This window comes from Halorhodospira halophila, assembly GCF_016653405.1.
Lineage (GTDB): Bacteria > Pseudomonadota > Gammaproteobacteria > Nitrococcales > Halorhodospiraceae > Halorhodospira > Halorhodospira halophila_A.
Genome location: NZ_NHSN01000009.1, coordinates 75,045 through 97,385 on the forward strand (window position 1 = coordinate 75,045; position 22,341 = coordinate 97,385).

18 protein-coding genes are annotated in these 22,341 nt (G+C 69.9%); 3 read left to right on the plus strand and 15 right to left on the minus strand.

All coding sequences use genetic code 11. The features are described from left to right. Positions 1-118: 118 nt before the first annotated feature. A complete protein-coding gene (locus CCR79_RS03175) occupies positions 119-2,041 on the plus strand; it encodes a methyl-accepting chemotaxis protein (RefSeq protein WP_201168626.1) in 1,923 nt (640 codons plus the stop codon). Positions 2,042-2,056: 15 nt separating this feature from the next. Here the strand turns inward: CCR79_RS03175 and CCR79_RS03180 are convergent, their stop codons facing one another. The 4 genes from CCR79_RS03180 to putP all read right to left on the minus strand — a co-directional run bounded on the left by CCR79_RS03180 (position 2,057) and on the right by putP (position 7,478). Next, a complete protein-coding gene (locus CCR79_RS03180; RefSeq protein ID WP_201168629.1) occupies positions 2,057-2,911 on the minus strand; it encodes an SDR family NAD(P)-dependent oxidoreductase in 855 nt (284 codons plus the stop codon). A 69-nt stretch (positions 2,912-2,980) separates the two neighbouring features. Next, on the minus strand, positions 2,981-5,194 hold the full coding sequence (locus CCR79_RS03185; protein WP_201168632.1) for a TonB-dependent receptor: 2,214 nt from the start codon (positions 5,192-5,194) through the stop codon (positions 2,981-2,983). 94 nt (positions 5,195-5,288) lie between these two features. After that, positions 5,289-5,768, minus strand: a complete 480-nt coding sequence (gene tsaA / locus CCR79_RS03190) for a tRNA (N6-threonylcarbamoyladenosine(37)-N6)-methyltransferase TrmO (protein ID WP_201168711.1) — start codon at positions 5,766-5,768, stop codon at positions 5,289-5,291. A 228-nt stretch (positions 5,769-5,996) separates the two neighbouring features. Next, entirely contained in the window at positions 5,997-7,478 is a 1,482-nt protein-coding gene (putP, locus tag CCR79_RS03195) for a sodium/proline symporter PutP (protein WP_274519787.1), read from the minus strand. A gap of 451 nt (positions 7,479-7,929) precedes the next feature. Between putP and putA the strand changes: the two genes are divergently transcribed. Then, positions 7,930-11,097, plus strand: a complete 3,168-nt coding sequence (gene putA, locus CCR79_RS03200; protein WP_201168635.1) for a bifunctional proline dehydrogenase/L-glutamate gamma-semialdehyde dehydrogenase PutA — start codon at positions 7,930-7,932, stop codon at positions 11,095-11,097. Between the two features lie 380 nt (positions 11,098-11,477). Here putA and cysK read toward each other — a convergent pair whose 3' ends face one another. Next, entirely contained in the window at positions 11,478-12,458 is a 981-nt protein-coding gene (gene cysK / locus CCR79_RS03205) for a cysteine synthase A (RefSeq protein WP_207189799.1), read from the minus strand. Positions 12,459-12,643: 185 nt separating this feature from the next. On the opposite strand from cysK, the gene phbB reads away from it, so the two are divergent. Beyond that, complete coding sequence (phbB, locus tag CCR79_RS03210) at positions 12,644-13,390, plus strand: acetoacetyl-CoA reductase (RefSeq protein WP_201168638.1); 747 nt, start codon at positions 12,644-12,646, stop codon at positions 13,388-13,390. Positions 13,391-13,434: 44 nt separating this feature from the next. Here the strand turns inward: phbB and CCR79_RS03215 are convergent, their stop codons facing one another. From CCR79_RS03215 to hisC, 10 genes are all read right to left on the minus strand, one after another. Further along, positions 13,435-13,731: a ComEA family DNA-binding protein gene (locus tag CCR79_RS03215; RefSeq protein WP_201168640.1), complete on the minus strand. Its 297-nt coding sequence runs from the start codon at positions 13,729-13,731 to the stop codon at positions 13,435-13,437. A 130-nt stretch (positions 13,732-13,861) separates the two neighbouring features. Beyond that, positions 13,862-14,572, minus strand: coding sequence for an orotidine-5'-phosphate decarboxylase (pyrF, locus tag CCR79_RS03220; protein ID WP_201168642.1), 711 nt, complete (start codon positions 14,570-14,572; stop codon positions 13,862-13,864). Then, on the minus strand, positions 14,569-15,738 hold the full coding sequence (gene lapB, locus CCR79_RS03225; RefSeq protein WP_201168644.1) for a lipopolysaccharide assembly protein LapB: 1,170 nt from the start codon (positions 15,736-15,738) through the stop codon (positions 14,569-14,571). Before lapB ends, pyrF begins: the two co-directional genes overlap by 4 nt. A 5-nt stretch (positions 15,739-15,743) precedes the next feature. Then, positions 15,744-16,037 (minus strand): LapA family protein, encoded by a 294-nt coding sequence (locus CCR79_RS03230; protein ID WP_201168646.1) that lies wholly within the window; start codon positions 16,035-16,037, stop codon positions 15,744-15,746. Positions 16,038-16,071: 34 nt separating this feature from the next. Then, the gene (locus tag CCR79_RS03235) at positions 16,072-16,380 is read right to left on the minus strand and encodes an integration host factor subunit beta (RefSeq protein WP_201168648.1); all 309 of its coding nucleotides are present in this window, start codon (positions 16,378-16,380) and stop codon (positions 16,072-16,074) included. A 73-nt stretch (positions 16,381-16,453) separates the two neighbouring features. Further along, positions 16,454-18,136 carry a 30S ribosomal protein S1 gene (gene rpsA / locus CCR79_RS03240; RefSeq protein ID WP_201168650.1) on the minus strand — a complete coding sequence of 561 codons (1,683 nt, stop codon included), beginning with the start codon at positions 18,134-18,136 and terminating at the stop codon, positions 16,454-16,456. Positions 18,137-18,274: 138 nt separating this feature from the next. Continuing rightward, positions 18,275-18,958, minus strand: coding sequence for a (d)CMP kinase (cmk, locus tag CCR79_RS03245; RefSeq protein ID WP_201168652.1), 684 nt, complete (start codon positions 18,956-18,958; stop codon positions 18,275-18,277). A 27-nt stretch (positions 18,959-18,985) separates the two neighbouring features. Then, entirely contained in the window at positions 18,986-20,317 is a 1,332-nt protein-coding gene (gene aroA / locus CCR79_RS03250) for a 3-phosphoshikimate 1-carboxyvinyltransferase (RefSeq protein WP_201168720.1), read from the minus strand. 5 nt (positions 20,318-20,322) lie between these two features. Continuing rightward, positions 20,323-21,198, minus strand: a complete 876-nt coding sequence (locus CCR79_RS03255; protein ID WP_201168656.1) for a prephenate dehydrogenase/arogenate dehydrogenase family protein — start codon at positions 21,196-21,198, stop codon at positions 20,323-20,325. Next, entirely contained in the window at positions 21,195-22,340 is a 1,146-nt protein-coding gene (gene hisC, locus CCR79_RS03260; RefSeq protein ID WP_201168659.1) for a histidinol-phosphate transaminase, read from the minus strand. The genes CCR79_RS03255 and hisC overlap by 4 nt, the downstream gene beginning before the upstream one ends. Position 22,341 lies beyond the last annotated feature (1 nt).

The window sequence follows — 22,341 nt, forward strand, 5'->3', positions numbered from 1 at the left end:
ATTTGCGCCTCCGATCCGGCGTAGGCACCATTGGGGGGTCGCCTGCTCAAGCCATCCAACGCGTCTTTCCAGTTAACGAAAAACCAACAGACCGCCTGCAACGGGGAAGCGAATCCTCATGCTCAGTGCCGTCCGTCTCACCCCGAAGCTGCTCCTCCTCTTTGGCGTCCCCACTCTGCTGGCCTTTGTCATCGTCGGCGGGATCGCCACCCACCAGGCCAACGACCGCTTCAGCACCGAGATCACCGACTCGACTCAGGAGCTGAGCGAGGCCGGTGCCGAGGCCATCAGCCAGTGGCTCGACACGCACACGGCCTACGTCTCCGCCCTGGCGCACAGCGAGGCGCTCGCCTCCGGCAACCCCGATCGGATCGGTGACTTCCTCGCCGGCCAGGGCGAGCACATGAGCGACGAATACGAAGTGCTGATCTTCGTCGACACCGAGGGGACGGCTACCTACCACCACGGCGGCGAGCAGACGGATCTCTCCGGGCGCGACTACTGGCAGACCATCGTCGAAGAGGAGCGGGAGACGCTGGTCATCTCCGATCCGGTCCACTCCGCCAGTACCGGCAATCCGATCACCGTCATCGCCCGGGCGGTTACCGATGCCGGGGGGGATGTCATCGGCCTGGTGGCGGTGACCGTCACCCTCGACACCCTGGCCGATGCGGTGGCATCGACTACGGATCGCGCTGGCGCCCTCGCCTGGGCCTTGAGCGCCGACGGCCTCACCGTCGCCCACCCGGACGAGGACGTGCGCATGGAAGAGAACGCGCTGGAGTCCGGGGATACCGACTACCAGGCGATCGCCCAGCGCATGGTCGACGGTGAGCGAGGCGTGGGCACCTTCAGCGGGGCCGACGACACCGCCTACACAGCGGCCTTTGCCCCGGTCTCCGGACTCTCCGGCTGGTCGCTGGGGATCGCCGTGCCAGAATCAGAACTGATGGCCGCTGCCCGCGATCTGCAGCAGAACCTGCTGATCGTCTTCGCCGCGGCGGTGGTGCTGCTTGGCGGGATCATCGTCCTGGTGGCCCGGCGCATCGCGCAGCCGATCGCCGCCACCGGCCGGGCACTGGGCGAGATCGCCAGCGGCGAAGCCGACCTCACCCGCCGCCTGGAGGTCCATTCCCGGGATGAGGTGGGCGAACTGGCCACCAACTTCAACGCCTTCATCGACCGGCTCCAGGGGTTGATCGGCTCGGTCGCCGACGCCTCAACCCAGCTCTCCGCCTCCGCCGAGGAGCTGTCGGCCTCGGTGCGCGAGACCAGCGGCCAGCTGCGCGAGCAGCAGTCCGAGACCGAGCAGGTGGCCACCTCCATGAACGAGATGGCGGCCACCATCCAGCAGGTCGCCGAAAACGCCTCGGACGCCTCCGAAGCGGCCCGCCGGTCCGATCAGGCCGCCCAGTCGGGCTCGGAGGTCGTGCAGGAGAACGCCGACGAGATCCGTCAGGTGGCACAGCAGGCCGAGACCGCCGCCGGCGTCGTCCAGCAGCTCAATGAAGACGCCGAGCGGGTTACCAAGGTGCTCGACGTGATCCACGAGATCACCGAGCAGACCAACCTGCTTGCCCTCAACGCCGCCATCGAGGCAGCGCGCGCCGGGGAGAACGGCCGCGGGTTCTCGGTCGTCGCCGAGGAGGTGCGCAAGCTGGCCACCCGCACCCAGACCTCCACCGAGGAGATCCGCGAGATCCTCGATACCCTGCGCGGGCGCATCGAAGAGGCGGCCCAGGCCATGGAGAACGGCCGCAGCAGCTCTGGCCAGGCAGTAACCATTGCCTCGCGCGCGTCGGAGTCGCTGGGTGCGATCACCGAGTCCGTAGGGACCATCAACGACATGAACACCCAGATCGCCAGCGCTGCGGAGGAGCAGTCGGCGGCCTCCGAGGAGATCAACCGCTCGCTGACCCAGATCAAGGCGACCATCGACGCCACCGCAAGCGGCGCCTCCCAGGTCGCATCGGCCAGCGAGGAAGTCGCCCGGCTGGCCGCCGACCTGCAGGACCGCGTGGGGCAGTTCCGCGTCCGCTGACCGGGGCTGCCCCGATCAGCCGCCGCGGCGCAGGGCGGGCACCGCCGTCAGGGCGCGGAGCAGCGTGACCAGGGGCGAGCGGTACTGCAGGGTGCGCCCGGTGCCGGTGACCCCGCGGATTCGGGGCACCAGGACATCGGCCACCCGTTCCGGGGGCTCGGCCAGGCGATCAATAATCGGCCGGGCGCTTTCGGGCAAATCGGCGAGCAGCAGCTCGGTGCGCACCAGCCCGGGACGCAGCTCGTGGACGCCCACCCCGCGCTCGCCGGCGGCCTGCAGCTCGCGACGCAGCTGACGGGAGAGCTCCGCCACCGCCAGCTTGCTGACCCGATGCGGGATGGAGGTCCGCGAGAAACGCGCCCCCAGCTCCGAGAACCCGAAGTTGAACAGGTGGTAGCACGGCTGCTGCGCCGCCGGTTGGGCCTGCATGCGCCGCAGCGCCGCCGCACAAAGCTGCATGGAGCCGGTGAGGTTGGTCGCGCAGGTGCCAGCAATGTCCGCCGTATCCAGCCCGGTCAGCGGCCGCTTGAAGCGCCCGGCGGTACCGGCGTTATTCACCCAGCGGTGGATGGTCCCCAGTCGCTCGACGGCGAAATCCGCCAGCCGCTCGGCCTCCCCGGGGTCGGCGACGTCGGCGGCGAGGACGTGTAGACGCTCCCCGGCCCCCGTGGCGGCGGCCAGCTCGGTCCGCGCCGCATCCAGCCGCGCCGGATCCCGGGCGCAGACGACCACGGTATCCCCGGCGGCGAGGAAACGCTGCGCCATGGCCAGGCCCAGGCCGCGGCTGCCGCCGGTGAGCACCACCCCGAGCGGCGGCCCGGCGGCCGCGGAGGCGGGGTGGTTGTGCGGGGATGCGGAGGGCTCGCTCATAATCGCTGCAAGCTAGCCGGCAGCCGGCCCCGGGTCAACGCCCGGGGCCGGCTGCCGCCACGCCACCGGCTAGAAGTTGTAGCTCGCCCCCAGGGTGTAGTTGCGGCCGAGGATCGGCGCCGAGCTCTTGAAGAAGCTCTCGTGGCGTCGGCCGTCCTCGTCGAGGAGGTTCCGGCCGCGGAAGAACACGCGCAGCTCCTCGACATCCTGCGGTTCCCAGCCGATATCGAAGCCGACCAGGTTGTAGCTGCCGGTCTCGGTCTCCGCCGGGCCGGTATCCGTCTGCCGGAAAACGTGTCGCCAGTCCACGGCGAAGTCCAGAGTCCGCCAGGCGGTGTCCACGCCGATCCCCAGCCGCGGCGCCGTCATCCGCGGCAGGCTCCCGCCGTCGCGGAAACGCCCGCGCAGGTAGTCGCCGCTGGCCCGGGCGGTCACCGGCCAGTCGGCCACGGTGAGATCGTGCTCCGCCTCGAACTCCAGGCCGTAGAGGTGGACGTCGGCGGCGGTGTTGTAGACCAGCTGATCGCCGCCGTCCTCTTGCACAACTTCATCGTCATCCGCCCCAACGCGCAGGGGCTCGCCGTTGTCGTCGAAGCTCTGGAAGTAGATGTAGTCATCCACCCGGTTGTAGAAGACCGCGGCGTCGTAGCGGACCGCCCCCTGGTGGCGCTCCAGGGCGATGTCCAGGTTGAGGTACTGCTCCTCGCCGAGATCCGGATCCCCCACCTCCCAGGTGCCGGCGGCGCCGTGGCGGCCGAAGGCGTAGAGCTGCTCGGCCGAGGGGGCGCGCTCGGCGTAGGTCACCGAGGTGCGCAGGCGGTGGGCGTCGTCGAGCTCGAAGCGGGCACCGGCGGAGGCGCTGCCGGTGGTGAAGGTGCGGCTGCCGAGTTCCTCCTGGAAGTTGCGCTCGGGCACGTCGACCCCGTTGATACTGCCGTCTTCGGCGACCTTCTTGATTTGCTGGTCCGCCACATCCGCCGGCCGTGAGCGCTCGTGGTTGAGCCGGGCACCGAACTCCACGGCGCCGAAGCCGGTGGGCAGCTCCTCGACCACGAAGACCCCGGTGGAGGTGGTCTCGGTGGGGCGAATGAGGTCGTCGCCATCGGCCGCGCCGATGTAATCCACGTCGTGGAAATCGATGCCGACGGTCCCGCGCAGCCCGCCGAGGGCGTCCAGGGGATCGTGGGTCAGCTCCAGCCGGGCGTCGAGCTCGTCCTGCTCGAAGGTCGCCTCCGGCTCTCGCTCGTCCAGCCGTCCGGTGCTCGTGTCGTACTCGTACTCGATCTCATCCTGGACGAACTCGGTGTAGGAGAGATTGAAACGGGCGGCCGAGAAGCCGTCGAACGGGTCGTAGAACTCACTGCGCAGATCGAAGCGGTCGTGCTCGGCGTAGATCCGCTCGTACTCGTCGGAGAGCTCGATATCACTTGTATGCACCGGGAAGAAGGCCTCCGGCACGCCGTACTCGATCTCCCAGCGGTCGTAGCCGACGCCGATGTAGCCCCAGTCCTCCGACCACATCCCGGTCAGCGACCAGCTGTCGTCCTTGACGTCGCTGTTGACCAGCGTATCGCGGATCAGGTGATCGCCGTCGCGTCCCTCCTCAAGCTGGAAGCCGGCGATGTCGGCGTCGTCGCTGCGACTGAGGCTGTAGTCGGTGCGCAGGGCGAACCCCTCGGTCAGGGGCACCTCGACACCGGCGTAGCCCTGGCGCTTGTTGGCATTGTCGGTGTAGGCGCCGTAAAGGCGGCCGGAGACCTGGTCGCCGATAAACGGGTCAAAGCGGCTGGTGACCATGTTCACGGCCCCGCCGGCAGCCCCGGAGCCGTACATCAGTGTCGCCGGCCCGCGGATGAACTCCACCGACTGCGCCCGCCGCGAGTCCCCCCCGACGGCGTGATCGACGCCCTCGTCCGAGACATCGCTGATGCGCATGCCGTCCTGCAGCTCCTCGACCCGGGACCCCTGCAGGCCACGGATCGTGGGCCGGCCCACGCCGGGCCCGAAGTCCGCGTTGCTGATCCCCGGCAGGCCGTCGAGGACCTCGCCGATGGTCCCGCCACCGCGACGGCGCTCCAGCGCCTCACCCTCCACCACCGAGATCGGGCGCACGAGTTCGCTCTCCGTGCGGCTGCCCAGGGGATCGCCGGTCACGGTCACCTGGGGCAGGACCTCGGCCCCCGAGTCCCCAAGCACCGCCGCCGGTGCCGCCAGCCCCGCCAGACCGGCCGCCGGCAGTGCGCCGCGCCACGACACCGCGAGGGTCCGGAACCGGAGTATCATGCTACCTCCTTCATGCAAATGCGAATGCGAATGCGTCCTGTTTATTTTATCCGCTCAGCCGTATGCCCGCCAGGGGCTGCGGCAGCCGCGACCCCTACGGCCGGAAGCGCTCGTCCGCCCGACCCTCGGCGAAGCGGGCCCGGGCCTCGTCCAGCCAGCCGCGGCGCACCGGGCCCTGTGGACCCAACTCCGGCGTACACGGCTTGATGTCGAGTAGCGGCGTGCCGTCGAGCATGTCCGGCCCCCGGATCTCGAGGGTGTTGCCGCGCACCGCCTCCAGTCGCACGGTGGACAGGCCGATGGGGTTCGGCCGCCGGGGCGCCCGGGTGGCGAAGACACCGTGGGGGCGATCATCGAGAAAGGGGACCACCTCGAGCTCGTAGCCCTCGCTGCGGTCGAAGAGAAAGATCAGGGTGATGTGCGAGAACCCGTCCAGATCCTTGAGCCCGGCCGCGTAGGCGGGATCGACCTCCACCTGGCCGGTGAAGTCGCCGGCACCGCTCGGCTGGACCGGCATACCGCGACGTTCGGTGTGCGGGGTGCGGATCACCCCGATCGGCTGCATCTCGATCATGCGCTCCTCCTCTGCAGGCAGGTCACGCCCCTGCGGGGCGCAAACGCGCACAGTCTGCGTCATTGCGCGGGCGCATGCAGCCTTGTTGCATCAGCACACGGCGCACGGGGGAAGTGCAGGCGCACATCGAGGGCAAGGATCCCGCCCGGACCCAATGCCTGGCGCGGCGAGGGATACGTGCCCCCGCCGCCCAGGTACCAACGAGCCCCGGGCGGCGGGTGCGACGGGTCAGTCCATACGCGCCCGGACGCGATCGAACTCGCGCTCGATCTCCTCGCCGGGACGGCCACCAATGCGGCTGAAGACCAGGATCGCCAGTGTCCCGAGGATGAAGCCGGGCAGGATCTCGTACATATCGAACAGGCCACCCTCGAGCAGATCCCAGACGACCACCGTCACCGCACCGACGACGATCCCCGCCAGCGCACCGTTGCGGGTGGTACCCCGCCAGAACACCGAGAGGATGATCACCGGGCCGAAGGCGGCACCGAATCCAGCCCAGGCGTAGGCGACCAGGTCGAGGACCGCGGCGTCCGGATCGAACGCCAACAGCGTTGCGAAGAGTCCGATGACGAGCACCGTGGCACGGCCGACCCAGACCAGCTCGCGATCGCCGGCGCGCGGGCGCAGGAAGCGCTTGTAGAAGTCCTCGGACAGGGCCGAGGAGGAGACCAGCAGCTGCGAGTCGATGGTGCTCATGATCGCCGCCAGCACCGCCGCCAGCAGGCAGCCGGCCACCCACGGGTTGAACAGCGCCTGGATCAGGGCCAGGAAGACCGTCTCGGGGTTGTCCAGGGTGCCGGTCCCCTCGAAGAAGGCGATACCGGCAAAGCCGGTGAAGATCGCCCCGAACAGGGCAAAGACCATCCAGCTGATGCCGATGAACCGGGCCGCCGGGATGTCCTTCGGGCTGCGGATGGCCATGAATCGGGTCAGCACGTGGGGCTGCCCGAAGTAGCCCAGCCCCCAAGCCATCAGCGAGATGATGCTGAACAACGTCACGTCGTGGAAGGCATCCAGCGCCCCGGGCTCGAAGTCCGCCACCGCCCCGGCGGTCTCCGACCAGCCGCCGAGATTCATCACCGTGATCACCGGCACCAGGATCAGCGCGACGAACATCAGGATGCCCTGGATGAAGTCGGTCCAACTAACCGCCAGGAAGCCGCCAAGCAGGGTGTAGACCAGGATCACCGAGGCGCCGACCGCCAGGGCCAGCGTGTAGTCCACGCCAAAGGTGTCCTCGAACAGCGTGCCCGCCGCCACCAGCCCGGCCGAGGTGTAGAAGGTGAAAAAGAGCAGGATCACCAGGGCGGAGACCACGCGCAGGGCGGAGGTCCGGTCCCGGAAACGGTTCTCGAAGTAGGCGGGGATGGTGATGGAGTCCCGCGCCACCTCGGTGTAGCGGCGCAGCCGCTCGGCGATGAACTGCCAGTTGAGGTAGGCGCCGATGGCCAGGCCCACCGCGATCCAGATCTGATTCATCCCCGAGGCGTAGACCGCCCCGGGCAAGCCGAGCAGCAGCCAGCCGCTCATGTCCGAGGCGCCGGCGGACAGGGCCGCAGTCCCCGATCCGAGACGCCGCCCGCCGAGGATGTAGTCGGCCAGGCTCTTGGTGAAGCGGTAGGCGAAGAGCCCCACCAGGATCATGAGGATCAGGTAGACGACAAAGGTCGCCAGCAGCGGGATGTTCAGGTCGAGCTCCCCGTTCATTGGTCCTCCTCCCGCAGCTTGCGGCGCACCAGGCTCGCCAGCGCGAGCACCACCACCAGCAACATCGGCACCAGCAGCCAGAACCAGGTGGCTGCCGTGAGGTTCTCTTCCATAGCCCGCTCCTCCGCTTGTGCAACGCCCGCCGCCCGGCGGCCGCGGGTCAGGGTCAACGATTACCGGGTGCAGATTCCGTGCCGCTGCGCACCGCCCGGCATCCCCGGACGCAGGCGCGGCGATTGCACCATGCGTGACCGGGGATGAAATACCAGGCACTGCGATCGTGCAAGGCACTGCGCCGGCATACCGCCCTCGCCGACCCGGCCGACAGGCGCCACAATCAGGGAAAGCGCCGCCCGCTCGCAGGCCGAGCACTGCGCGCGGGGCGGGCTGGCACGCGCCCTGCACGCAGCAGGCGATGTCCGCCCTGATTCGATCCGCCCGAGGAGGTGCCATGAGCGCGTTCGTCCATCCGGACCCCGAGCAGCTGCTGCCCGTCGAGCGCCAACCCCTGGCCGCGGCCTATCGCATCGACGAGCCCACCCGCAGCCAGGCCCTAATCCGGGAGGCCGAGTGCGACCCGCAGACCCGGGCGCGTATCCAGGAGCGGGCCCGCACCCTGGTCCACGGCATGATCCGTGCCCAGCGCCGCCAGTCCTCGCTGACCGCGCTGCTCCACGAGTACGACCTCTCCAGCGAGGAAGGGGTCGCGCTCATGTGCCTGGCCGAAGCGTTACTGCGCATCCCCGACGCCCCCACGGCCGATCGGCTGATCCACGACAAGCTCGGCGCCGGAGGCTGGTCATCGCACCTGGGCCGCGACCGCCGCCTGCTGGTCAACGCCGCCACCCTGGGCCTGGCGCTGACCGGGCGGATCCTCGATGCCGGCGAAGCCGAACGCTGGTTCGGGGCTCAACTGCGCGGTGCCATGGCGCGCCGGGGGGCGCCACTGATCCGCCGCGCGGTGCGCCGCTCCATGGGCCTGCTCGGCGAGACCTTTGTCCTCGGCCGCGACATCCCCGAGGCGCAGCGGCGTGCCCGCAAGCTCGAAGCCAAGGGGTACCGCTACTCCTACGACATGCTCGGCGAAGCGGCGCGGACCGATGCCGACGCCGAGCGCTTCTTCCAGGCTTACTGCGCAGGGATCGAACACTTTGGCCGCAGCGCCGACCCCAACGCATCGATGGACGCCCGCGCCGAGGTCTCGGTGAAGCTCTCGGCCCTCGACCCGCGCTTCGAGCCCGGCCAGGAGGAACGCGTCCGGGAGACGGTCATCCCACGGCTGCAGGCGCTCTGCCGACGGGCCCGGGAGGCCGGCATCGCCCTGTGCGTGGACGCCGAGGAAGCGGCCCGGTTGGATCTGACCCTGGACGTGCTCGAGGCGGTGATGGCCGACCCCGAACTGGCCGACTGGCACGGCCTGGGGATCGCGGTGCAGGCCTACCAGAAGCGGGCGCCGGAGTGGATCGAGTGGCTCGCCGAACGGGCGCGGCACCACCAGCGACGGCTGCGGGTCCGCCTGGTCAAGGGCGCCTACTGGGACACCGAGGTCAAGGACACCCAGATCCAGGGCCTCGACGACTACCCCGTTTTCACGCGGAAGGCGGCCAGCGACGTCTGCTTCCTGGCCTGCGCCCGGCGCATGCTGCGCTACCCCGAACAGATCTACCCCCAGTTCGCCACCCACAACGCCCACACGGTGGCCGCCGTGCTGGAACTGGCCGAAGAGCAACCCTTCGAGTTCCAGCGCCTGCACGGCATGGCCGACGAGCTTTACGATCAACTCGTCGACGCCCGCCCCGGCCGGGGTGTCCCGGTGCGTATTTACGCGCCGGTGGGCCAGCACGAGGCCCTGCTCCCCTACCTGGTCCGTCGGCTGCTCGAGAACGGCGCCAACTCCTCCTTCGTCAACCGGATCCACGAGGGCGATGTGGAGACCCTGATCGCCGATCCGGTGGAGCACCTGCGCTCGCGCCCGACCCTGCGCCACCCCCACCTGCCGCTGCCGGCCGGGATCTTCGGCCCGGACCGAACCAACAGCCGCGGCATCGACTTCTCCAACCGCCAGGAGACCGCGACCCTGGCCGAGGCGATGACCGCCGCTGCCGAGTCCCGGCGTGAGGCGCGGCCGATCATCAACGGCCGTGGCGCCCCCGAAGCCGACGGCACCTGGGCCGACGTCTGCAGCCCCACCGACACCGGGCAGCGGGTGGGCAGCGTGCTGTGGGCCGGCCCCGAACACCTGGAGCAGGCCCTGGCCGGCGCCGCCGCAGCGTGGCCGCGCTGGGCCGCCACACCGGTCGAAGAGCGCGCCCGCGCCCTGGAACGCCTGGCCGATCTCTACGAGGCGCACACCGCCGAACTCATGACCCTCTGCACCCTGGAGGGCGGCAAGACGCTGCGCGATGGCATCGCCGAGGTCCGCGAGGCGGTGGACTTCTGCCGTTACTACGCCGCCCAGGCGCGACGACTGATGGCTGAGCCGACGCCGCTGCCCGGCCCAACCGGCGAGACCAACACGCTACAACTCCATGGCCGCGGCACGTATCTGTGCATCAGCCCCTGGAACCTGCCGCTGGCGATCTTCACCGGTCAGATCACCGCCGCCCTGGCCGCCGGCAACGCAGTGATCGCCAAGCCGGCGGAGCAGACGCCGCTGATCGCCCAACGGGCGGTGACTCTGATGCACCAGGCGGGCATCCCTGGCGACGTGCTCCACCTGCTACCCGGCGAGGGCGGGCGCATCGGGCCGCCGCTGGTCGCCGACCGGCGCATCGACGGCGTGGCCTTCACCGGCTCGGTGGCTACGGCGCAGCAGATCCACCGCACCCTGGCCGGGCGTGACGGCCCCATCGTTCCCCTGATCGCCGAGACCGGTGGCCTCAACGCCCTGATCGTGGACTCCAGCGCCCTGCCCGAGCAGGCGGTGGTGGATGTCCTGCGCTCGGCGTTCTTCAGTACCGGTCAGCGCTGCTCGGCGCTGCGCCTGCTTTGCCTCCAGGAGGACATCGCCGAACCTTTTCTAGAGATGCTGCGCGGTGCCATGGACGCCCTGCGGGTCGGCGACCCGCGCTGGCTGGCCACCGACATCGGCCCGGTCATCGATGCCTCGGCCCGGGCCCGGCTGGAGGCCCACCATGAGGCGATGGCCGCCGCCGGCCGGGTGGTCCATCGAACACCTCTGGGCGACGCCGGAGCCCGCGGCCATTTTGTCCCCCCGTCGCTCTACCGGCTGGACGCCATCGAGGACCTGCAGGAGGAGTTCTTTGGGCCGATGCTCCACTACACCACTTGGCGGGCGGGGGAACTCGAGTCGGTGGTGGAGCGGATCAACGCCGCCGGTTATGGGCTGACGTTCGGTGTGCACAGCCGCGTCGACAGTCATCGGGATGCGGCCACGCGGGCGATCCGCGCCGGCAACGCCTATGTGAACCGGGATATCGTCGGTGCGGTGGTCGGCTCGCAGCCCTTCGGCGGCGAGGGGCTGTCGGGCACCGGTTTCAAGGCGGGCGGTCCGAACTACCTACTGCGCTTCGTCAACGAGCGGATGGTCACGGAGAACACGGCCGCGGCCGGGGGCAATGCCTCGCTCTTCGCCCTGGGCGAGGATGACGAGGCGTAAGCGGCGAGGAGCCGGCGGGCAGACGGTTCACCTGCTTGAGCGTCGACACAGCCCGGAGCCGGTGGATGCTGCGGCCGTGGGAGGCGGGGGCGCGACAAAGGCGCATTGAGCGCACCGAGCAGCGCAGCCCCCTCGGGGCATGCGGGGCGAACCTTTGCCGGTTCGCACCGCATAGCGCGTAGCGTACGAGCGCCGCGCAGCGGCGCGAGCTTTACGCGCGGCCCCGAGGGGGGAGCAGCGCAGGGGACCCCGAAGGGGTGCGCTCGTCAGCGCCGTTGTCGCGCCCCCGCCTCCCACGGCCGCAGCGAGCCGTTCTCGGGTTTCGCCCGCCGCATCGCCCAAGCAGGTGGACCGCCTGCCCTCTCACCACCGCCTGCCGTTTACGCCTCGTCGTCCAGCCCCTCGAACAGCGGGGTCGAAAGATAGCGCTCGGCGCTAGAGGCGAGGATGACCACCAGACGCTGACCGGCCAGCTCCGGGCGCGCGGCCACCCGCACCGCCGCCGCCAATGCCGCGCCGCTGGAGATCCCGCAGGGAATCCCCTCCAATCGTGCCACACGACGACTCATGGCCAGCGCCTCAGCGTCCTCCACCTGCAGGGTCTCATCCACCAGCGCGGCATCCAGGGTCTCCGGCAGGAAGCCGGCACCAATGCCCTGCAGACCGTGAGGGCCGGGTGCCCCGCCGGAGAGCACCGGCGAGCCGGCCGGTTCCACAGCGTAGGCGCGGAACCCCGGCCGACGCTCCTTGAGCAGACCGGCGACCCCGGTCAGCGTACCGCCGGTCCCCACCCCGGCGATCAGCCCGTCCACAGCGCCACCGGTGTCCCGCCAGATCTCCTCGGCGGTACCACAGCGATGGGCGCGGGGATTGGCCGGATTGCTGAACTGAGCCGGCTGGAAGCTGTCGGGGATCTCCTCGAGCAGTGCATCGGCCCGGTCGATGGCGCCGCGCATGCCCGCCGCCGGGTCGGTCAGTTCGACCCGGGCGCCGTAGAAGGCGAAGAGCTTGCGGCGCTCGGTGGACATGTTCGCCGGCATGGTCAGGATCAGCCGATAACCCCGGGCCGCGGCGATGAAGGCCAGACCGATGCCGGTGTTCCCCGAGGTGGGCTCGATCAGCGTTGAATGCCCCGGCGTGATCCGCCCCTGCGCCTCCGCCGCCTCGATCATGGCCAGGGCGATGCGGTCCTTGACCGAGCTGAGCGGGTTGAACATCTCGAGCTTGGCCAGCAGCTCGGCGGCGAGCCCCGCCTCGGCGCCCAGCCGCGGCAGGCGCACCAGGGGCGTGCGGCCGATGGTGGCCACGAAGTCGTCGTAGATCCGCCCGCTTTCCGGCGCGGGCCCCTCCGTCTTTGTCATTCCACCTCCCCAAAAAAGGATTCGCAGGAGCGTTTCCATCCCGCAGCATAACCCACCGCCACGCTGCGCTGCGTCATTTGCAAAAGGATGCATAGCCCCTATTCTGGGGAAAAAGCCGCAGGCAGCCGCTCCTGCCAAGGCGGCACGACCACGGACAAGGAACGGCATCGAAGGGGGAGAACCTTATGAGCCAGAAGACGGCACTGGTAACCGGCGGGCTCGGCGGTCTCGGCGCGGCGGTGTGCGAGCGCCTGGGCCGCAGCGGACACACCGTGGTGACCACCTACACCTCGGACAACGGCCGTGTCGACAAGTGGCGGGAGCGGCTCCAGGAGCGCGGCGTGACGACGCCGGTGCACGCGGTCCAGTGCGACGTAGCCGACTGGGACTCCTGTGCCGCCATGGCCGAGGCGGTGCGTGAACGCGCCGGCCCGGTCGACATCCTGGTCAACAACGCCGGCATCACCAAGGACGGCAGCTTCAAGAAGATGACCCGGGAGAACTGGGACGCGGTGATGCGCACCAACCTGGACAGCGTCTTCAACGTCACCAAGCAGTTCGCCGACGACATGGCCGACCGCGGCTGGGGCCGCGTCATCAATGTTGCCTCGGTCAATGGCCGCAAGGGGCAGTTCGGGCAGTGCAACTACGCTGCGACCAAGGCCGGCATGCACGGCTTCACCATGTCCCTGGCCCGGGAGCTGGCACGCAAGGGCGTGACGGTGAACACCGTCTCGCCGGGCTATCTGGCCACCGACATGGTCATGTCCATGAAGGAGGAGGTACGTCAGCAGATCATCGAGACCATCCCGGTGCAGCGGCTCGGCGAGCCCGACGAGGTGGCCTCGCTGATCGAGTATCTCGCCTCGGAGGACGCCGGCTTCATCACCGGCGCCAACCTCGACATCAACGGCGGCCTGCACATGGAGTGATCGCCGGTGGCGGGGGCGGCCCCGCCGCCCCCGCCTTCACCGCCCTAGTTGGCGTCCTCCACCCGGATCCGTTCCCGGTTGTCCTCCACGTTCGCCGGGCCCACGCCGCTGACGCGACTGAGGTCGTCGGCATCCCGGAAGGGACCGTTGGCCTCGCGCTCCTCGACGATCTCGGCCGCCCGCACTTCGCCGACGCCGGTCAGCCCGGCGGCGAGTTCTTCGGCACCGGCTTCATTGATGTCCACGCCCCCGGCGGCCTGGACAGCCCCGGCGGTGAGCGTGAGTGCGGTGAGGGTCGCGGGGATGGACGCGCGGATAGCGCCGCTGAGTTGCTCAGGCATGTCGGATCCTCCTTGATGCTTGTGCCTGTAAGTCGCCACTCCCTGGCGACGGACGACACCGTCTTGCGACGGCGTCGGTATTAATGTAGCAGCCCACCCCGGCCGGGCCAATCGGGGACGGCGCCGGCGTTCACCCGGCGGCGGCAATCTCGGCGCCGATCCCGGCGGCGGCGGCGGCAGGATCGTCGGCGGCGGTGATCGGGCGGCCGACGACCAGGTAATCACATCCGGCGGCCACCGCCGCAGCCGGGGTGGCGATGCGCTGCTGATCCCCGACCGCCGCCCCGGCCGGACGCACGCCGGGGGTGACCCGAAGCAGGCCACCGCCGAAGCGCTCACCGATGGCTGCGGCCTCCTCCGGCGAGCAGACCACGCCATCGAGCCCGCTGGAACGGGCCAGCCCGGCCAGCCGCAGCACCGCCTCACGCGGCGGCCCGGCCAGGCCGATCTCCTCGAGGGTGGCGGCGTCGTGGCTGGTCAGCACGGTGACCGCCGTGAGCAGGGTCTGCCCGTCGGCAGCCGCCACCGCCTCGCCGGCGGCCTCGAGCATCCGCCGTCCGCCGAGGGCGTGGACGTTGACCATCCAGACGCCGAGTTCCGCCGCCGCACGGCAGGCACCGGCCACGGTATTGGGGATATCGTGGTACTTGAGGTCGAGGAAGACCTCGAACCCCCGCCCCTGGAGTCGCTCCACCAGCTGCGGTCCGGCGCGGGTGAACAGCTCCTTACCCACCTTCAGCCGACACAGCCGCGGATCGAGCTGCGCGGCCAGGGCCTCGGCCGGGGCCGCAGCGGGGAAGTCCAACGCCACGATCAGTCGCGGCCCGGCAGGTACGTTCATCCGCCCTCCGTCTCGTTCTGCGGTCGAATGCTCGCCCAGCTCTGGCAGCCGGGGCACTGCCAGAACAGGGTCCGCCCCGAGAAACCGCAGCGCCGGCAGCGGTAGAGGGCGCGACCGGCCTCCAGCTTCTCGAAGAGATCGAGCAGGATCTGCATCTCGCGCGGGTCGATGGGCTCACCCACCGAGTGGGTCAGCGCCACCAGGCGGCGGATGCCGTCCAGCGAGGGCTGCCGGCGCAGCATCAGCGTCAGCTCGCGGATCGCCGCCTGCGTGCCGCGGCGCTCACGGATGACCTCGGCCAGGCGGACCATCAGGCGGCCGTCCGGCATGCGCGTGACCGTATCCCGCAGGAAGGTCTCCATCTGCCCCGGGCGCCCCAGCCCGCGGTAGGCGGCGGCCAGGCCGTCGAGGATCTCGGGCAGCAGCGCCGGATCCTGCGTACCCACCGCCTCATACGCCTTGACCGCGGCCTTGTAGCGTCCCAGCTCGCGCTCCAGGTCACCGAGGAGCATGTTCGCCCGGGCACAGTCCGGGTCGGCACTCAGCGCCCGGCGTAGCGCCTTGCGGGCGTGCTCGGTGTACCCCCGGCTCAGGGCGTGGGCGGCCTGCTCGCAGCGCAACTGGCCGATCCGGACCCGATAGTCGCCCTCGCCCACCCGCTCCAGGTGCTCGGCGGTCTCGATGGCGCGGTCCCATTCGCGCTCATGCTCGTAGATGGTCAGCAGCCGGCGCAGGGCCTGATCGACGTGGGCGTCCTGCTCCACCACCTCCTGGAAGAGCTTCTCGGCCCGGTCGAAGACCCCTGCCTTCATGTAGTCCTCGCCCAGCGCGAGCAGCGCGTAGGTGCGCTGGCGTCGGGTCAGCGACGGACGGGCAATGAGGTTCTGGTGGATGCGGATGGCCCGGTCGACCTCGCCCCGCCGACGGAAGACGCTGCCCAGCGCCAGGTGGGTCTCAGCGGTATCGCTGTCGACCTCGACCATGCGGGTGAACACCTCCAGCGCCTTGTCCCGCTCCTCGTTGAGCAGGTAGTTGAGGCCCTGGAAGTAAGCATCCGAGATCGGAGGGGAGTAGGAATCGTGGTGCTCGTCACCTCCGCCGCGCCGGCCGATCCACCATCCGGAAAGGGCGGCTACTGGCAGCAGTAGCCACAGCAGCTCGTGCATCGGGGTCAGTCACTGTCTCCCAGCGGCACGCGGCGCATGGCCTGCAGCTGCCGCTCGGCGTAGCCGAGCTGCCGCCGGAGCCGGGAGACTTCGCGGCGACGGCGCCAGACGGCGCCGATGCTGGTCAGGGCGCCGAGGGCGGCGCCGACGATGAGCGTGATCACCAGGGCCACGGACAGCGCCACCTGGAACTCCGCGAAGAAGACATCCACGGCGACCGGATCCGCATTCAGCACGGAGAAGGCAAGCCCGATAAGAATGATCAGAAGGATACCGATGATGGCGAATATGCGTCGCATGGGCCGGCTCTCACCCTCTATGGCTGGAAACGATTCACTGCGAGCGCAGCGGCGCCTGGTGGCGGCTGCTGTTTACGCGCTCCCGCAGCTCCTTACCCGGCTTGAAGTGTGGCACGTACTTGGCTGGCAGCGCCACGGGTTCTCCGGTCTTGGGGTTGCGGCCCATCCGCGCTGGGCGGTGGTGGAGGGAAAAGCTCCCGAAGCCGCGGATCTCGATCCGCTCGCCGTTGGCCAGGGTCTCGCTCATGTGCTCGAGCATCTTCTTGACCGCGTCTTCAACGTCCTTGTGAGCCAGATGCGGCTGCTTGGACGCAATGGCCTCAATGAGCTCGGACTTCGTCATGGGTCGGGGGTCTCTGCTTGCTGGCTCGGATCGGCGGGACCGGGGGGCGCACGGCCCCCCGGGGTCACCGGACTCAGTTGTCCTGGTTGCCCTTCATCTGCTCCTTGAGCAGATCGCCGAGCTGCGTGGTGCCGGCACTCGGCCCCGGGCGGGCGTGCTCCTGCACCGCCACCTGCTCCTCCTCGGCCTCCTGGGCACGCAGGGAGAGGTTGACCGTGCGGTTGCGACGATCGACGCCGACGAACTTGGCCTCGAGCTCCTGCCCCTCCTCAAGGACCGAGCGGGCGTCCTCGACGCGCTCCTTGGCCAGGTCCGAGGCGCGGATGTAGCCCTCGACACCGCCGCCGACGTCCAGGGTCGCGCCCTTGGCCTCGACGGAGAGGATCTTGGCCTTGACCGTGGCGCCCTTCTGGTGGTCGGCCAGCCACTGGCTCAGCGGATCCTGCTCCAGCTGCTTGATGCCCAGCGAGATGCGCTCACGCTCGGGGTCGATCGACAGGACGACGGTCTCGACCTCCTCGCCCTTGCGGTAGTTGCGCACCGCCTCCTCGCCGGCCTCGTCCCAGGACAGGTCGGAGAGGTGAACCAGGCCGTCGATGCCGCCCTCCAGGCCGACGAAGATGCCGAAATCGGTGATCGACTTGATCTGACCGACGACGCGATCGCCCTTGGCGTATTTGGCGGCGAACTCATCCCACGGGTTCGGCTGACACTGCTTCATACCCAGCGAGATGCGGCGGCGCTCCTCGTCGATGTCGAGGATCATCACCTCGACGTCGTCGCCGACCGCAACCAGCTTCGCCGGATTGACGTTCTTGTTGGTCCAGTCCATCTCGGAGACGTGGACCAGGCCCTCGACGCCCTCCTCGATCTCGACGAAGCAGCCGTACTCGGTGATGTTGGTGACCTTGCCCGGCACGCGCGCCCCCTCCGGGTAGCGCTGCGCGATGGCCTCCCACGGGTCAGCGCCGAGCTGCTTGAGGCCGAGCGAGACGCGGTTGCGCTCGCGGTCGAACTTGAGCACCTTGACCTCGATCTCCTGGCCGACCTCGACCACCTCCGAGGGGTTCTTGACCCGGCGCCAGGCCATGTCGGTGATGTGCAGCAGGCCGTCGATGCCGCCGAGGTCGACGAAGGCGCCGTAGTCGGTCAGGTTCTTGACGATGCCCTTGAGGGTCTCGCCCTCCTGGAGCTTCTCGAGCAGGGCCTCGCGCTCGGCGCTGTACTCCTCCTCGACCACCGCGCGGCGGGAGACCACCACGTTGTTGCGACGGGCATCGAGCTTGATGACCTTGAACTCGAGGTCCTTGCCTTCCAGATAGGTGGTGTCGCGCACGGGGCGGATGTCCACCAGGGAGCCGGGCAGGAAGGCGCGGATGTGGCCCAGATCGACGGTGAAACCGCCCTTGACCTTGCCGCTGATCTGACCGGACACGGTCTCGCTGTTCTCGTAGGCCTTCTCGAGGGCACGCCAGGCGTAGGCGCGCTTGGCCCGCTCGCGGGAGAGCCGCGTTTCGCCGAAGCCGTCCTCGACGGTGTCGAGGGCCACCTCGACCTCGTCGCCGACGTTCACCTCCAGGTTCCCGGCCTCGTCATAGAACTGCGAGACAGGGATCACCGCCTCGGACTTGAGGCCGGCGTTGACGATCACGTCCTCGTTGTCGATCCCCACGACCTTCGCCGTAACAATGGCGCCAGGCCGCATATCGGTGTTCGCAAGGCTCTCCTCAAAGAGTTCCGCAAAGCTTTCGGTCATCGCTCAGTCGATCCAGGACCGTGTCACGGTCAGTTGTTGGTGGTGGATTTCGGCGGCCACGGCCGCCGGCCCTTCCTTTAATACGATTTACGGCCGCCTGCCACCCCGCGGGGGGCGGCGGCGACGCGCTTGTGCCGATTATCCCAGCCGTCCCCGCACTTGCGCCAGTACCCGTTCGATCACCGTTTCGATGGCCAGGCCAGTGGTATCGAGGTATTCGGCGTCCGGGGCGGGCTTCAGTGGCGCCGTGGTACGGGAGGCGTCGCGTCGGTCTCGCTCGGCTATCTCTTCCGACAGGCTCGCAAGGCTAACATCGGCCCCCTGCTCCTTCAACTGGTTATAGCGCCGCCGCGCGCGCTCCTCGGCGCTGGCGGTGAGAAAGACCTTCACCGGCGCGTCGGGGAAGACCACGGTGCCCATATCGCGGCCGTCGGCCACCAGCCCCGGGGGGCGGCGGAAGTCGCGCTGACGCTGCAGGAGGGCGTCACGCACCGCCTGCAGAGCCGCCACCTGCGAGGCCAGGGCCCCGGTGGTCTCGGTGCGCAGCTCGGCCGAGACGTCGTCGCCGTCGAGGAGGATCCGCTCCGCCCCGTCGGCGACCCGAAACTCCGCCGGCAGCACGGCCGCCAGCTCGGCGGCCCGCGGCGCATCGTCGGCGGCCACACCCTGGCGCTGGCAGTAGAGCCCGGTCAGGCGGTAGAGCGCACCGCTGTCCAGGAAATGCCAGCCGAGGGCAAGCACCACGGCCTTGGCCACGGTGCCCTTTCCGGCCCCGCTGGGGCCGTCGATGGCAAGTACGGGAGGGGGATTGGTCTGGGTCATGAAGTTTCAGGTTTCGACGGTTAGGGTTCAGGGGGTATGGGCGGGCCCGGCGTCGACCTCCACCCCCATCCCCAGCCGGCGCAGCAGTTCCACAAAACCGGGGAAGGAGGTGCGCACGTTCTCGCAGGACTCGATCGCCACCGGGGCCTCGGCACGCAGGGCGGCGATGGCGAAGGCCATGGCGATGCGGTGGTCGGTATGACTGTGCACCTGCCCACCGTCGAGCACCGGCCGGCCGACGATGCGGGCCCCATCCTCGCGAGGCTCGACCGTCACCCCCAGCGCCTGCAGGCCCTCGGCCATCACCGCGATGCGGTCGGACTCCTTAACGCGCAGCTCGGCGGCGCCGGTGAGCAGCGTCTCGCCCTCGGCGCAGGCGGCCGCGATGAACAGCGCCGGGAACTCGTCGATGGCCAGTGGCACCAGCTCCTCGGGGATGGCGATGCCACGCAGCCCGGCGGAACGCACCCGCAGGTCCGCCACCGGCTCGCCACCGACCTCGTCGGTACCCAGCACCTCGATATCGGCGCCCATGCGCCGGAGGATCTCCACCACGCCGGTGCGGGTGGGGTTCCAGCCGACATGGCGCAGGGTCAGGTCCGAGCCCGGGGCAATGCTCGCCGCGACCAGCAGGAAGGCGGCCGAGGAGATGTCCGCCGGGACGTCGACGCGGGTCCCGTACAGACGCCGCCCGCCCTCCAGGCAGACCGTGGCCAGATCGCGGGAGACCGGGTAACCGAACCCCTGGAGCATGCGCTCGGTGTGATCGCGGGTGGGGGCCGGCTCGGTGACGCAGGTGTGGCCGGCAGCGCGCATGCCGGCGAGCAGCAGCGCCGATTTCACCTGGGCGCTGGCCACCGGCAGCGTGTAATCGATGCCGGTCAGCGGGCTGCCTCCGTGGATGCGCAGCGGAGCGGTGCCGGCCTCGCTGGTGGTGATCCGCGCGCCCATCTCCGCCAGGGGCTCGGTGACCCGGCGCATCGGGCGACGGTTGAGCGAGGCATCGCCGGTGAGCACGGTGTCGAACGGCAACCCGGCCAGCAGTCCGGCGAGCAGGCGCATGGAGGTGCCGGAGTTGCCCACGTCCAGCTCGGAGGCCGGCGGACGCAGCCCTTCCCAGCCCACCCCGTGGACCGTCACCGCGCCGTGCTCCGGACCGTCGATGGCCACGCCGAGGCCGCGGAAGACCTCGATGGTGGCCAGGACATCGGCCCCCTCGAGCAGACCGGTGACCTGCGTGGTGCCATCGGCCAGGGCGCCGAGCATCACCGCCCGGTGGGAGATCGACTTGTCCCCGGGGACCCGGGCCTCGCCGCGGATCGCCCCGCCCGGGGCGACCCGCCAGTTCTCGTTTTGCATCGCGCTCACGAGCGCCCCTCCAGCAAGCGCAGGAAGCCGGCGCGGGCCTCCTGGGCATTCTCGAACACACGCAGGACCCGATCGTCGTCACCGGCGGCCAGCGCGTCGGTCAGCCGCCCCAGATCCTCCTGGTAGCGGCGCAGTGCCGCGACCACATGCGCCCGGTTGGCGGTGCAGATATCCCGCCACATGGCCGGATCCGACGAGGCGATGCGGGTGAAGTCGCGGAAACCACCGGCGGCGTACTCAAAGATCTCCTGCCGGTCATCCCAGCCGGCCAGGGCATCCACCAGCGCATAGGCGAGCGCGTGCGGCAGATGGGAGGTGGCCGCCAGGACCTCATCGTGGTGATCGGCCTCCATGCGCACGACTTGGGCACCGGCCGCCCGCCACATGGCCGCGACGCGCTCGACCGCCTCCTCGGGGTTCTCCGCCGTGGGGGTCAGGATGACCCGACGGCGATCGTAGAGTTCGGCGAAGGCGGCCTCCACGCCGCTGTTCTCGGTGCCGGCGATCGGGTGGCCGGGCACCAGCCACGCCGGCGGCGTCCCGTAGACGGTACGGGCGTCCTCGATCACCGAGCCCTTGACGCTCCCGGCGTCGGTCACCACGGTACCGGGCTCCACCGCCCCCTCGAGGGCGGCCAGAACCCCGCACATGGCACGCAGCGGCACGCAGATCACCACCAGATCGGCGCCTCGAACCGCCTCGGCCGGATCGTGGCAACCGCGGTCGATCACCCCCAACGACCGGGCACGCTCCAGGTTGGCGGCGCTGCGCCCGCAGCCGACCACCTCCTCCACCGCCGCATGGCGGCGCAGGGACAGGGCCAGCGATCCACCGATCAGGCCCACGCCGATGATCGCCAGGCGCCGGATCACGCCGTACCTCCGTGCAACTGCCGGGAGAGCGCGGCCAGGAAGGTGCGGTTCTCCACCGGCGTGCCCACGCTCACACGCAGGTGCCCGGGCAGGTCGTAGGCGTCCACCGGGCGGACGATAACCCCGCTGCGCAGCAGCCCCTCGTTGAGCTCCGCCGCCCGATCCCCTGCGTCGAAGGTCAGGAAGTTGCCGGCGGACGGCAGCGGGGCGAAGCCCAACTCCTCCAGGCCGCGGCGCAGTACCGCGCGCTGCTCGGTGTTGAGCGCCACCGAACGCTCCAGGTACTCGCAGTCGGCCAGCGACGCGACCGCCGCCGCCTGGGCCGGGCCCGAGCAGTTGAACGGCTGGCGCACGCGGTTCATCAGCTCGGCAACCGCCGGATGCGACAGGGCGTAGCCGGCCCGCAGGCCGCCGAGGCCGTGGACCTTCGAGAAGCTGCGGGTGACGATGAGATTCGGGTAATCGTCGAGCCAACGACTGGCATCGGGGTAGTCCGCCTCCTCCACCGCGTACTCGAAGTACGCCTCGTCGACCACCGCCAGGGTCGTCGCCGGCACGGCGTCGAGAAACCGGCGCAGCGCCTCGCCCCCGACCCAGGTGCCGGTCGGGTTATTGGGGTTGGCGACGAAGACCACCTGGACCGATTCGTCCGTGGCGGCGGCCATCGCCTCCAGGTCGTGGCCGCGGGGCTGCTCCGGGTGCCCGGCGGGTAACGCCGGTACCACCCGGGCCTCGGCCCCCGCCGCCTGGGTCACGATCGGGTAGACGGCGAAGGCGTGGGCCGAGAAGACTGCGCGGCGTCCAGGGCCGAGAAAGGTCTGCGCCACGAGGGCGAGGACATCGTTGGAGCCGTTGCCCAGCGTCACCCGCCCCGGATCCACCCCGTGGCGCTCGCCGATGGCGTGCCGGAGTTCGAAGCCGTTGCCGTCCGGGTAGCGGTGACCGGCCTGGACCGCGGCGGTGGCGGCCTCCGCCGCCCGCGGCGAGGGCCCCAGCGGGTTCTCGTTGGAGGCGAGCTTGATCACCTCCTCGACACCGTAGTCGCGGCGCAGCTCTTCAATGGGCTTGCCGGGTTCATACGGGGCAAGCCCGCGTACACCCGGATTGGCCAGATCGAGAAATGCGGATTCGGATGCAGCCATG

What these genes read in the sequence shown, in the direction of transcription:
- CCR79_RS03175 (WP_201168626.1), top strand. Translation starts at nt 119, where the DNA reads ATGCTCAGTGCCGTCCGTCTCACCCCGAAGCTGCTCCTCCTCTTTGGC.
- CCR79_RS03180 (WP_201168629.1), bottom strand. Translation starts at nt 2,911, where the DNA reads ATGAGCGAGCCCTCCGCATCCCCGCACAACCACCCCGCCTCCGCGGCC.
- CCR79_RS03185 (WP_201168632.1), bottom strand. Translation starts at nt 5,194, where the DNA reads ATGATACTCCGGTTCCGGACCCTCGCGGTGTCGTGGCGCGGCGCACTG.
- tsaA (WP_201168711.1), bottom strand. Translation starts at nt 5,768, where the DNA reads ATGATCGAGATGCAGCCGATCGGGGTGATCCGCACCCCGCACACCGAA.
- putP (WP_274519787.1), bottom strand. Translation starts at nt 7,478, where the DNA reads ATGAACGGGGAGCTCGACCTGAACATCCCGCTGCTGGCGACCTTTGTC.
- putA (WP_201168635.1), top strand. Translation starts at nt 7,930, where the DNA reads ATGAGCGCGTTCGTCCATCCGGACCCCGAGCAGCTGCTGCCCGTCGAG.
- cysK (WP_207189799.1), bottom strand. Translation starts at nt 12,458, where the DNA reads ATGACAAAGACGGAGGGGCCCGCGCCGGAAAGCGGGCGGATCTACGAC.
- phbB (WP_201168638.1), top strand. Translation starts at nt 12,644, where the DNA reads ATGAGCCAGAAGACGGCACTGGTAACCGGCGGGCTCGGCGGTCTCGGC.
- CCR79_RS03215 (WP_201168640.1), bottom strand. Translation starts at nt 13,731, where the DNA reads ATGCCTGAGCAACTCAGCGGCGCTATCCGCGCGTCCATCCCCGCGACC.
- pyrF (WP_201168642.1), bottom strand. Translation starts at nt 14,572, where the DNA reads ATGAACGTACCTGCCGGGCCGCGACTGATCGTGGCGTTGGACTTCCCC.
- lapB (WP_201168644.1), bottom strand. Translation starts at nt 15,738, where the DNA reads ATGCACGAGCTGCTGTGGCTACTGCTGCCAGTAGCCGCCCTTTCCGGA.
- CCR79_RS03230 (WP_201168646.1), bottom strand. Translation starts at nt 16,037, where the DNA reads ATGCGACGCATATTCGCCATCATCGGTATCCTTCTGATCATTCTTATC.
- CCR79_RS03235 (WP_201168648.1), bottom strand. Translation starts at nt 16,380, where the DNA reads ATGACGAAGTCCGAGCTCATTGAGGCCATTGCGTCCAAGCAGCCGCAT.
- rpsA (WP_201168650.1), bottom strand. Translation starts at nt 18,136, where the DNA reads ATGACCGAAAGCTTTGCGGAACTCTTTGAGGAGAGCCTTGCGAACACC.
- cmk (WP_201168652.1), bottom strand. Translation starts at nt 18,958, where the DNA reads ATGACCCAGACCAATCCCCCTCCCGTACTTGCCATCGACGGCCCCAGC.
- aroA (WP_201168720.1), bottom strand. Translation starts at nt 20,317, where the DNA reads ATGCAAAACGAGAACTGGCGGGTCGCCCCGGGCGGGGCGATCCGCGGC.
- hisC (WP_201168659.1), bottom strand. Translation starts at nt 22,340, where the DNA reads ATGGCTGCATCCGAATCCGCATTTCTCGATCTGGCCAATCCGGGTGTA.